This is a genomic window from Streptomyces kebangsaanensis, assembly GCF_001906585.1.
In the GTDB taxonomy this organism is placed as follows: Bacteria; Actinomycetota; Actinomycetes; order Streptomycetales; family Streptomycetaceae; genus Streptomyces; species Streptomyces kebangsaanensis.
On the sequence record NZ_JUJA01000046.1, the window covers coordinates 17,102 to 29,221 of the forward strand.

6 protein-coding genes and 2 pseudogenes are annotated in these 12,120 nt (G+C 66.8%); 4 read left to right on the top strand and 4 right to left on the bottom strand.

All coding sequences use genetic code 11. From position 1 onward, the window contains the following. Positions 1-21 precede the first annotated feature (21 nt). Complete coding sequence (locus RH94_RS06915) at positions 22-336, bottom strand: hypothetical protein (RefSeq protein ID WP_073946760.1); 315 nt, start codon at positions 334-336, stop codon at positions 22-24. Between the two features lie 510 nt (positions 337-846). Here RH94_RS06915 and RH94_RS06920 point away from each other — a divergent pair. Next, the gene (locus tag RH94_RS06920; RefSeq protein ID WP_073946761.1) at positions 847-1,263 is read left to right on the top strand and encodes a hypothetical protein; all 417 of its coding nucleotides are present in this window, start codon (positions 847-849) and stop codon (positions 1,261-1,263) included. Further along, on the top strand, positions 1,257-3,965 hold the full coding sequence (locus RH94_RS06925) for a KGGVGR-motif variant AAA ATPase (protein ID WP_267893340.1): 2,709 nt from the start codon (positions 1,257-1,259) through the stop codon (positions 3,963-3,965). Before RH94_RS06920 ends, RH94_RS06925 begins: the two co-directional genes overlap by 7 nt. 842 nt (positions 3,966-4,807) lie before the next feature. On the opposite strand, the pseudogene RH94_RS42615 reads toward RH94_RS06925, so the two are convergent. Beyond that, positions 4,808-5,090 (bottom strand): annotated as a pseudogene (locus tag RH94_RS42615) (TerD family protein); the annotation flags it as partial. Positions 5,091-5,319: 229 nt separating this feature from the next. Here RH94_RS42615 and RH94_RS06935 point away from each other — a divergent pair. Beyond that, positions 5,320-5,763 (top strand): hypothetical protein, encoded by a 444-nt coding sequence (locus RH94_RS06935; RefSeq protein ID WP_073946762.1) that lies wholly within the window; start codon positions 5,320-5,322, stop codon positions 5,761-5,763. A gap of 18 nt (positions 5,764-5,781) precedes the next feature. Here RH94_RS06935 and RH94_RS06940 read toward each other — a convergent pair whose 3' ends face one another. Beyond that, positions 5,782-9,732, bottom strand: coding sequence for a tetratricopeptide repeat protein (locus RH94_RS06940; RefSeq protein ID WP_073946763.1), 3,951 nt, complete (start codon positions 9,730-9,732; stop codon positions 5,782-5,784). Between the two features lie 93 nt (positions 9,733-9,825). Between RH94_RS06940 and RH94_RS06945 the strand changes: the two genes are divergently transcribed. After that, positions 9,826-10,224, top strand: coding sequence for an effector-associated constant component EACC1 (locus RH94_RS06945; RefSeq protein WP_143203971.1), 399 nt, complete (start codon positions 9,826-9,828; stop codon positions 10,222-10,224). A 730-nt stretch (positions 10,225-10,954) separates the two neighbouring features. Here the strand turns inward: RH94_RS06945 and RH94_RS06950 are convergent. Then, positions 10,955-12,118 (bottom strand): annotated as a pseudogene (locus tag RH94_RS06950) (IS3 family transposase); the annotation flags it as partial. Between the last annotated feature and the right edge of the window lie 2 nt (positions 12,119-12,120).

Consider the following 12,120-nt stretch of genomic DNA (forward strand, 5'->3'; position numbering starts at 1 on the left):
TAGAGCGGGTGTCCAGCCCGCTCACCGAATCCACACCCGCTGGAACTCCTCGGCCGGGATGGTCTCCAGCAGGTCCTCTTCAGGGTCGATCGCTTGGTCTGTTAGGAAGCCGTGCTCGTCCTCTAGGTGCTCCCAGCTGTACCGGTGGAGTTGGCCGGCCGGAGTCAGCTCGGCTTGCTTAACGGCGAACAACTCGCCGCGGTCGGGTACGGCCTCGAAGTACCACAAGCCGCCCTCCTCGTCAGTGCTGCGGAAGTGGTGCCGCAGGGTGGCGTTCTCATCGAGTGCTCGGAAGTACGCCACGGTCTCTGCTTTGATGCGCTCCAGGTCAACCACGGGATCATCGTGCCAGCGAGCGCGCGCGGGTTGCTCCGTTCTGACATCCACAAGTGACATCAACGAAGCCGGACGCCAGCACTCCTAGGCGGTCCGACACGGCCAGTGTGACCGGGTGGCTCCCCGGCAGTGCCGAGGAGCGATCGAACTCCTAAAGCGGGTGTCGCAGGTTCGAATCCTGCCGGGGCACAGAGAAACACCGGGTGAGAAGTCCTCCCGTCCGGTGGGCGGGGGCCTCCGTGCTTTCGGCACACACATGGTCCCGGACGCCACCGGTGCACTCAGGCTCCAGTCGTCGACCCGCGCGGCCGCCGCCGACCCGAACCCGCAGAACTTTCAGGCGCAGCTGGTGGTCGCTGACGACGGTGACCCACAGCGAGGTCGGTCGCGAGCTACCGTGTTGCCCCGTGGGGCGCGGAGCACGCCTTCTGGTTCTCCGGGCCCCGCTCCCACTAGCCATTCTCCTCCAACTTCCCTTCCCCGTGCGCCCGCCGCCACTACCCTGGCGAGATGGTCGACGTGGGGGCCGGCGAGCTCAGCACTAGCCGGGACAGGCTCTTGAAGCAGGCGCAGGCCGCCGAGAGTGTCGGGGACACGGCGGTCTGCGGACTGTTGTACTTCTACGCCGCCGAGTGCGCGCTGAAGGCCGAGGTGATGCGACGGCGCTCGCTCTACATGTCCACCGCCCAGCTCCCCTCCGACCTGCGGAGCCACGACCTCCGCAGGCTGGCGAAGGAACTCAACCTGCGCGACCCCGTGACCCGCCCGGACCCGCTCCGCTGCCGCCGCCACAAGAACGGCGGCTGGATCGAAAGCCATCAGCTCCATGAGGCATGGCGCTATGGTGCGAGACTGAACGACGATGATCAGAAAGCAGCGCTCGAAGCGCTGAAACAACTGGTGCGGGCCGCCAGGAGAGGATGCTGAGCAGCGTGGCCGACAAGCTGTTCACTTGGGTCGACGTCGACTCACGCCTGGCGGAGGCAGCCGTCGAAGGCGAGTGGCCGTCCTGGCTGCTCGAGGCCGACGCCTGGTGGGACGCTCTCGAACTGTCCGTGCGTCCCGGCACCTCCGTCGGCGAGGTCCGGGAGTTCCTGGACTACCAGTTCGGCCTCGAGTCCGCCGTGGACGGCGAGGAGGGCCTGGAACTCCGCCTGGACCGCCCCGAGTCCCACACCCCTCGCTCCCTCCCGGTACGCCTGACCGAAACCGCGGACGCGCCTCAGGTCGCCCGCCGTCCAAGGCTCAACGAGCGCCGTGTCACCTCGGCGCTGAGCGAACCGCTGCCGCGTCCCGCGTCCCCCGGCCTTCCCGGCGACCGCCAGATCATCGCTTTCCACTCCTTCAAGGGAGGTGTGGGCCGCACGCTGCACGCGGTGGCGCTCGCCGACCTGCTGGCCTCCCGCGGACAGCATGTGCTCCTCGTCGACGCGGACCTCGAGGCGCCGGGCATCACCTGGATGTACCAAGCGCAGGGCGGCCGCTGCGACATCGCGTACGACGATGTCCTGGCGCTCCTCCACTCCTCCGCGGACGGCGAACCCACCGACGCGGTAAACATCGCCGCTGCGTACCTGCCCAACCAGGAGGTGTCCCGTCACGCGGGAAAGGGCCGGGTAACGGTCCTTCCCTCTAGTCGGCGCACCGTGCTCGGCCCGCCTCGGATCGGTCCCTCGGACCTGCTAACCGAGGACCGTTCGCCCTACTTCCTCAGCGAGTCTCTCGCCGCGCTCGCCGTCGCCGCAGAGGCTGACATCGTCGTACTAGACCTGCGGGCAGGCGCGTCCGAGCTGTCGGCCCCCGCCCTACTGGATCCCCGGGTCACCCGGGTCTTCGTCTCCACCATCAGCAGCCAGTCACTGCACGGCACCGAGGCCATGATCCACCAGGTAGGAACGCGCGCCCCCGCTCGGGTCGGCATGGATCCCGCGCCCGGCGCGATCGTGACCCAGTACCGACTGGACCTCCACGACGGCCATGCAGACGCGGCCAAATCCCTTCTCAGCGACGCCCTCTCCCAGGCCATCGTCCTGCCCGTGGACGACGGCACGACTGCACATGACGAGGACCACCTGGCGGTGGACGAGCAGGTACTGACCGAGCCCGTGCTGAGCCCGTTCCGCGAGGAACTGCTCGCGCTTCCCGACAGCTGGGACGCGGTGGTGGATGTGACGCGCCGTTGCGGACTGCCGCGGCTGGTAGCGGAGTTCGCGCCGAGCACGATGCTGGTACCACACCGTCCCGACGAGAGCCCGGAGGTCCTCGGGCGCCGTCGGTCCGCCCTGGCCGAGTTCACTAGCGCGCTGCTCAACCGGGGGCCGTTCGGTGCGGACCCCGACAGCGGCTTCTTCACCATCGAACCCACCCGCAGGCTCATCGCCGCCCACCGAACCGACCTGCCGATCACCATGGTGACGGGCGAGGCCGGCACGGGCAAGACGTTCACCTTCGCCAGGATGTGCGCGGCGAGGACCTGGGACGCCTTCGCCTTGACAGCCGGGGTATCCGTCCGACAGTCCGCTCGAGTCATTCCGGTGCTCGCCCCGCCGGACGCTCCGGACAGAATCTGGTATGCGGATCCACACCCCGTCGAGGCGGACGGCCTATGGGAGGAGAACCCGTGGGAGCAGACGCCCGCCGGGCCGGAGCGTCGCGACCGGATCCTGGCGTTCATCGAGTCATCCTCCCGGCATCCGTCCGCGGAGAGCATGGGCTTCTGGCGGGAGCGCTGGCTGACATGCCTCGCGATGGCGGCCGGTGCCCCTGACGACGCCGAGCCGATGGAGTACCTGCTAGGCCATGAGGCGCTCTTCCTCGTCGATGGCCTGGAGGAGTGGCTGCACCGACGTGACGAACCCTGGGCGTCCGTTGCCTTCATCAGCCTGTTGGACATGATGCAGTCTCTGCGCAGGCTTCGGAAACAATCGTTGGGGGTCGTGATCTTCACCCGTCCGACGGCGGCGACGGAACGCGCTCTCAAAGGCCCAGCCAACCGAGACGGCAGAACCTTGCGGCGCAGGCCCCCGTTCGAATTGCACTGGACCACTGATGACGCCCTGAAGCTCGCCGTGTGGCTCTCGGTCCGTTCCGGCGCGGTGCCGGTCCCGGAAAGGCCCATCGCCGACCTGGGGGAGGAGGAGACCGCCAGCTGTCTCCTGCCGCTCTGGGGCTTGAGGATGGGCTCGGACGGCTCCCGCGAGGCGTGGACCGACCGGTGGTTCGCCTCCGCCCTCGCCGACGCCCAGGAACGCGTCCAGCCGCGCGACGTCATCCGCTTTCTGCACGCAGCCGCGATCACGTCTGCCGACGACGGACGGTGGAGCGACCGGGTACTTACCCCACCGGCCATGCGTCAAGCCCTGGCCGAGTGCGGCGCGCTCAAGATCGAAGAGCTCCAACACCAGTTCCCCCATATCTGGGACCTCCTGCGCACGCTGGTACACCAGGCCGTCGAACAGTCCCCCTTTTTTGCGGGGGACGTGGGGCTTACCCACAAGGCCATCCGCGAGCTCCAGGACTGGGGCGCCCTGTCGAAAACCCCCGACGGCCGCTACCAACTCCCGGAGCTATACCGTCTCGCCCTCGGTATCCGAATCGAAGGCCGCTCCCGCACGATCCCTCCGCGCTGACTCGAACCCAACTGGCGGCAACGTCCGCGCCTCGACGGCAGTGACGGCAGCGACGGCAATGCTGACGGTAACGGCGGTCAGCAGCCGGCCATGACGACAGCACCAGCCAGTCAGATCCCGTTACAGGGTGGTGCCCGCATCTTCTAAGCACTTGGTCAACGACTGCGAGGCCGCAACCCACCAAGACCCCACGTGCCAGGTGCATGCCAGATCATGCGGGGAGCCACGGGGAATGGCGGGGACCAGTCAGCGGTCAGGCAGGCCGCCTCCCTACTTCGCCCCAGGTCAGCGCAGCTACTGCCGCCGAGAAACCCAAGCTTCCCAAGCTGAGGGCGTGTCGTTGACCTTGACCTTCACTGCTCGGCTTGATCGGCTGGTCCCATGGCCACGGACCCGAGCGAATACGACGAGGCGANCGATCCCGATCGTGGCGGCCCACCTGGCGAAGGTCGAGCGGGCAGTCAGCCGGACCCGTTCATCTCACGCCGGACAACCGTACATTGTCCGGCAAGTCCTCGTGCAAGCACTACAGGACGAAGACGCCCAGCAAGTCGTACCCCAGGTCGTTGACGAGTTCGCCCGGCGGATCTCTGAGGATCCGAACAATCTCCCGTTCTGACATCCACGCCTGACATCAACGACGGCGGACAGCAGCAGCCACCAGCGGTCTACGCCAGCCTCACATCCCGCGAACCATATTGCTGTGCGGCTGCGTTGATCGAACTTCTAAAGCGGTGCTCACTCTCCACACCGCTCAGGACAAGGGCGTGAAGCTGGCGGACTGGTCGAGGTGGAAGGCGGAGCCCGGAACCATCGGAGTCTAACCCTCACGCAGGGCAAGCCGTCACTGTTCCGTCGTCGCCGTCTCCACGCCGGTCTGGTTGTCGCTGCTGTGCACCAACAAGCTCTTGCCAAACGAGTCCGAGGAGTCGAGCCCGGCCAGTCGTACCGGCTCCGTGCCCTATAGCGCTATGGCGATCAGGTCGAGATCGGTGCCTGTCTTCTGGCGGATCTTTCCCATCAACCCGCCGCTGCTTCCGGCGGTGGGGTCCCAGGACACTCCGACGGCCAGATGGGTCACGTGCCCAGATCCGCTGGCTCGTCGTCCTTCTTGAGCGTGATCATGCTTGATTCTCTTGTTGGTGGGACTGCGACACGTGAGGTCTGCCAGGTGTCCCGCACCGTGCGCTCCACCTGGGCCGGCGTTGGCGGCGGAGTTCTCAGCAGAGCCCCCGGTCCGGGCCGTTCGCCGCGCAGCCGCAGGGGCTGGGGGAATGCTGACCTAAGCTGTTACGGAGCATTCCTGATAGCTTCGGGGCGCTTGGCTGCGTACAGCGGCAGCAGGAGGTGGGCGGTGCGAGAAGAGGTCGAGGTCGTACTCAGTCAGATCCTTTCGCCGGTTGCCACGGCCATCGGCGTCGACGGGCTCGACGTGTTCGCCGATCGAGCATCGGGTTCGTCGCAGGGTGGTCCGGCGGCCGAACTCGGGAGACGTATTCTGCGGGTGCTTCGTGAACGTAGCGTTGAGCCAGAAGCGCTGCGTGAGGCGGTTGCGGAGGTCGCGGCCAACACCGCGGACGAGGATGCCCGTGCGGTGCTGCGGCTCAGACTGCGTAAAGCGCTGTCGGGCGACGTCGAGACACTCGCGGAAGTCACCGCGCTGCTGCCGGCGCCATCGGTACACGTCACAGTCGAGGGGGAGCGGTCGGTGGCGATCGGCGGGAACAACACCGGGCTCATCTTCACCGGGGACAACTCCTCCTTCATCACGGGACATGTTCTCGGAGGGGACCGCTGACCGCCGAGGCCACCACCTCTATCGGGCGGAGGACCGGGCCCGCCAGTGGATCAGGTGTTCGCGGGTCGACCCGATCAGTGGGTGCTCGGGGCCCAGAACGCGGATACGGTCCGCCAGCAACTGCTCAAGGGCGGTGACCGCACCTCCAATGTCCCCTGACAGCCCGCGGTACTTCGCCAGGTTGTTCCGGGTGGCCAGGGTGTCCGGGTGGTCCGGGCCCAACAGTCTGCTGCGATCTTCGAGCAGCGTTTCGAGTGCTGCCGTCGCCGTGACGGGGTCGCCTGCTTCTCCCTGCCAGAACGCCAGATTGCCCCGGACTACAAGGGTGTCAGGATGTGCCGGGCCGAGGACCCTGAGGTAATCGCCCATAAGTTCTTCAAATTGGGCCGCTGCCCCCGCAGGGTCCCCCGCCACCCCCCGCCATGACGCCAGATTCCCCCTGGAGTTGAGCGTGTCGCGGTGGTCGGGGCCGAGGATTCTGACGTAGTCATGCAGCAGCTCCGCGGTTTCACGCGCTGCCCCCGCAGGATCACCTGCCGCCCCCCGCCATGATGCGAGACTGCTCCGGGTGGCCAGCGTGTCCGGGTGATCGGGGCCTTGCAGCCGGACCCGATCCGAGAACAGACGCTGGAATTCGACGGCCGCGCCGGAGGGGTCCCCGTGGATACCGCGCCACATGGCGAGATTGGCGCGGGCGGTCAGGGTGTCGGGATGGTCGGGCCCCAGCAGCCTGTCGAAGTCGCCCACCAACGACTCGAGCGAGCCCGAGCCCGTGTCGTACTCAGGGCCCTTGAATCGCGCGAGGTTCAGCCGGACCGCCAGAGTGTCCGGGTGCTCCCGTCCCAACACTCGGGCGCAGTCGTCCACCAGCCGCTCGAGCTCGCGGCCGGCACCCGCGGCATCTCCCGCTTCGGCTTGCCAGACGGCGCGGTTGGCCCTAATGGACAAGGTGTCCGGATGAGCCGATCCCAGATGGGAGATCGCCTCGTCGGCGATGGACTCGAAGAACGAGGCGGCGGCGACTGTCTGCCCGGCCTGGCCGAGACTGGTGGCGGCCCTGATGAGCACGGCATACGATCCCGAGGCCCACAGGGCTTCCCCGCTCACCGTTCGGAGATGCTCCGTGTTGGCTCGCAGGGCATGGGCGAGCAGGGAGTCACTTGCGTCGTCCGGCCACACCGCAAGCAGTGCACGGGCCACAGCCTCGGCCGCGCTGTCGGTGCGTCCGGCTGCGGCCGCGTCGCGAGTCGCACGTTGCACCAGGCGATGGACCGTCACTGTCTCGTACGGGCTGTGTCTGTCCGCGGTCACCAGGCTGAGCCGAGCCAGACACCGCAGAGCGGCCAAGGCGTCGCCTTCGGAGACCGTTACCTGTGCGCTGCCGGACGTGCCGGGGGTGCCGACTCTCGTGACGGAGGAACGGTACAGGGTCAGGTATTCAAGAGCAGGGTCGGCCGTCAGCACCTCGATCGGTATGCCCGTCGGATCCAGTTGGCTGACCAACTCCAGCATCGGCCGGGCCAGACCGACGGGTCGAAGGGCGTCCGCATGCTCGATACTCAACGACCATGCCGCACCAAGGGTGACACTTTGGTCGTCCGGGAGTGACACCAAATCAGGGGCCAGTTCCGCCAGTGAGCGATGCATGTCGGCCAACCGACGACGGTAGGCAGCGCATCCTATGTTCCGGTCGATCATGAAAGCGACCGCCTGTGACAGCGCGAGCGGCAAGTGGCCGAGATCGGCCGCCAAACCGGCCAGTTCGGTGGGTGAATCGCTCAGACCGTGGTCGGCAAGCTTGGCGGTCAGGTACTGCACGGATTCGGATTCGGTGAACACATCCATGCTCACCAGATGACGGCCGACACCGGTGAGGGCCGCGTCGCGACGCCGGGTGGTGACGACGGTACGGCCGGAAGGCGTTGTCGGCGGCCAGAGGCCCCGCAGATCACCCGGACTGGCCACGTCGTCCAGGACGATCAGCCAGCGTTTATCGGTAGTCTCCAGCCACGCCAGAAAGGTCTGGGCGGCTTCCTCGGGCTGGGCAGCGTCGGCGAGGGACAGCTCCGCTGCAGCCCTGGCATAGGTCGCGATGATTGCCGAGCGAGTGCCGGCGTCCACCCAAACCACCAGGTCGGCCCCTCCGTGCGACCACCGGCGGCGCGCCACCTGTGCCGCCGCCTGGGTCTTGCCCACGCCGCCGATCCCGCTGAGTACGACAGCCGAGGGTCGACCGGCATCCACGCCGTCGGCTTCCATCAGCGCGGTAAGGGCGGCGTCGCTCCGGCGTGGCTGGAACGACTCCGCCTGCGGGGGAACGACACCGATCTGTGTCGGGAACGTGAGCGCCTGTCGACCGGGGTGGTAATAGGTGCTGGCGTTGATGTTGCCCGCGACTACATCGCCGGTGACACGGACAGTGTTCTTTCTCGGGTACAGAGTCACGGTCACCAGCCCGTTCCGCTGGACCACCGTCGGTTCAGGGGCGCCGGTGTTCCGGCAGTCGGCAATGGTAGCCGGGATTCCCGAGCCCTCACCCTCCACCAAGCGCGCCCACGTCAACACACTGGCCAGGCGGAAATTCCGCCGCTGCGACTCGGACCGGACCCTGCTGATGGGGGTCGGATGGTTCTCGGCCAGGCCATCACCAAACCATGATCCGGGGTTGGTGATTTCAAGGCGGTCTTCGAAGAGCTTGACGTGCACGCATGCGTGCTTGTGCGTATAGCTGCGGTGCACCAGCGCGTTGGCGATGAGCTCCCTCACCGCGATCATGGGATATTCGTAATGCGGCTGGGTGGTGGCCGCGTGCTCGGAGGGCGCCTCGCCGGTCCGGGTGTGTGCGGCGATGAAATCCCTGGCCCGCTCGATCTGCTCGGGAACGGTCCCTCGAAGATCCGTCTTGTCCTTGGGGTCGTCGATGGACGTGCCGTAGACACGTGCACACTGGACGATCGCGGTGGCGACCACTGCGGTGGGCTCCTCACCGAACAACAATGCGCCAGCGATGGTGAGCCAGCCGTCGCGCATGAGGCTTGCCCGTTGCAGGAATTCGGTCGATGAAAGCTGCCCAGGCAGGTCCTGAGCTATGTCTTTCCGCAGATCGCCGCGAAATCGGCTCACCCGATCGGCGTTCACCGGCGTCCGCTTTGTCGGGTGGTCGAGAAAGCCGGGCCCGTCGTCAGCGACTTCCGACGTCGCGTGGACGGCGAAATCGGATGTCCCCGAGGGGTCGAAGTCCCCGGCGGAGCGGGGGACTTCCGGTTCGACTTTCGGGCGCCGCGCTATAGGGAGCCGACCGTATCCGTCAAAGAGGCGGCTGGGCTTCGGCCCACGGAAGTCGATGGAATCAACGTACTTGTAGAGGTCTTCCAGGGATACGAAGCCGTCGTCGTCCTCGTCGATCGCTCCGTGGGTGATGCCCTCGGCGAGTGCCCGGGTGAACGGGCTAGCCTTGCCGTCCTCGTCGGCGTCGTCCGCGAGTTGAGCCGGAGCTGTCGCGGTCAGGACGAACCGTCCCCTCCCACCGAGGAGCCCGGGAGTCTCGGAACCCTTGAACGCCCCGCTGTGGCAGCAATCGAGAACGACGATCTTGGCTCGCGCCGAGGAATCCGACATGATCTCGTTGAGCAAAGTGTCGGGTACCGCGGTGCCGGCCAGCAGGAGGAACTCCGTATCGGTCCCGCACAAATAGAACTTATGGTTCTTCGTCGCCCCGTGACCGCTGAAGTAGAACAGAAGGACGTCATCGGGTTCGGCGCTGGCGAAGAAAACATGAGTACGCCGCTGCAGTTCCCCTGCTGTGACGTCAAGAAGAACGGTCATGTCCACATCGGCGAACATCCCGAACTGGCCGTGCGCGAGAGCCTCCGCGATCAGTCGGTGATCAGTGCGCGGACCTATGAGCGGCGGAAGAAGGTCCGGGTCACCCACGTAGCCAGCGTTGCAGACTATGAGTGCCCGATACACGGCAACTCCCCCGTCGTACGACAACCCCGAAGCCCGCGAAGATCACTCGGCGGCGCCTAGTATATAAGGCCAGTCCTACCGGAGGGGTCGTCCGTGGAACCGTCGAAGCTCGAAGTAGTCCCCGGTCTTGCGTCGCTGACCGATGATCACCCCGCCGTGCTGGGGGCCATCGGTGAGCTCACGTCAATGCTTCGTGACGAGCCGGACATCGTCGCCGAGTCCTCTTTCCCAGCAGTGAGCGGGGCGAAGGGGATGCTGCCCAGCATCCTTGTGGAGCTCGTCGGATCTTCGGTTGCTGTGGGGGCCGTCGTCAGAGTTTTCCGCCTGTGGCTGCAACGCGACCGCCGGCGCTCGATCCGCCTCCGGCGAACCCTTCCCGACGGCAGCGTCATCGAACAGGAGGTGAGCGGGGTGGCCATTTCCGACCAGACCCTGCGGGCAGCGCTTGAGCAGCTCGACGGGGCTTCGACGAACCCGTTGTCCGGCTCGTAGCCGGACGCGCAAACGACTACGTGATCAGGTCCGAGTCGTCCACTGCACCGCACCCGTGCTGCCCGTTGCCGACGGTTTACTAAGGGAGCTTAGGGGTAGACATGGACAGACGTCGACCAGGTCAAGGTCAACCAGCGTGCCTGGGAGCAGCTCGAAGCCGAGCCGCATCCGCCGGGGACTGATCTTCTCCGGCGAGAGCTTCGTCATGTGGACAGCCCATCTCGTGGGCAAGGCATGGCTCCCACACACCGATTGGGACGAACTCCTCCAAAAGGCCGGTGAAGTAGCCGGAATGCGCATCAGGGCCACCGTACGCCCGACCTTACACCGCTAGCACCTGCCGCCGCGTCGGTACCTGGGCTACACGCCCTCTGGCCAGCAAGAACGTCTGGTTCGCTGGTCTCAGTTCTGGTCTCATTCGGCCGCGTTCGGGGCCGTTCACGGCCAACTTCGACACCGGTTCCGTCCCTGGTCAGAACGTCTCCGCTTCCCTGCCTACGACCTCGTGAACAGTTGGAAAGCGTGCACCCGAGGCACCTGAGGGACCCCAAGTAGGCGATGCTTGGGTATGGCCCTTGAACCCAACGATGCTCCGTCGATGACCACCCACGTGAGCACGGTGACCGATGGAATCACCAGAGTCTTCACGTGGGAGGAAGGCGCACGTTGAACCGTTCCGGGTTTGATCGAGACTCCAGGTCGTGACTGCGACCTGGGGTTTCGTGGTTGCTCGGTAGTAGTTGGTCTCGTATTCGGCGGGTGGGATGTGCCCGATCTCGCCGTGCGGTCGGCGGTGGCAGTACCAGTCGACCCATTCGGCGGTGGCCGGCTCGACCTCGGGGAGCGTCCTCCGGGGCCGGCCGGGCTTGGTCGGCTCGGTTTTGCACCGGACGATCGCGGACTCCACCAGGGCATTGTCGTAGGTCGCCGACCGATCCGATCGACGCGGCGGTGCCTGCCCGGTCGAGGTGCTCGGCGGGCGCGAACGATGCGTGCTGCGACCCGGCATCGGAGTGATGTATCAACTCGCCTTTTCTATAAGGGCGTTGATCTCGGTCGCGCTGCCAGAGGGCCATCGCGGGGGCGTCCAGGACGAGCCGGGTCTCCTTCGAAGTGGCCGCGGACCAGCCGACGATGCGGCGGGAGAAGGTGTCCACGACGAAGGCGACGCAGACGACGCCGGCGAACGTGGCGACGTGGGTGAAGCCGGCGACCCGGCAGCGGTTCGGGGCCGGGGCGACGAGGTCGCGGTCCACGAGGTCCGGAGCCCGTTGTGCGCTCGCGTCGGGGATCGTGGTGATCACCTTCCTTCCGCGGACCGCTCCGGTGATGCCGGGCTCGCGCATGAGGCGCTCGACGGTGCGGCGGGCCACCGCGACATCCCGGCGGTTCAGGTGCCGCCAGATCTTCCGGGCGCCGTGGACACGGTAATTGGCCTCGTACACCTCTGTGATGAGGGTCTTCAGCCCGGCGTCGCGGACGGTGCGGGCCGCGGGTGTGGCCTGGCGTTTGTGGTGGGCGGAGCAGGGGTACGGGGCGATCTTGCAGTCGTGGTCGGTGAGGACCCGACAGATCGGCTCGACGCCGCCGAAGCGGCCCTTGTGCTCGTCGATGAACGCTACGAGCGTGTGTGTGGCCGGTCGAGCTCGGCCGCGAAGAAAGACGCCGCGGCTTTGAGGATCTCGTTCGCCCGCTTCAGCTCGGCATTCTCCTTCTTCAGCCGCTTCAGCTCGGCGGACTCCTCCGTCGTGGTGCCCGGCCGGGTGCCGGCGTCGATCCGGTCCTGCCGGACCCGCTTGCGCAGGGTCTCGGTCGTGCCGATCCCGAGCTTGAAGGCGACCGCCTTCATCGCGGCCCACTCGGTGTCGTACTCCGGCCGCACCTCGGCGACCATCC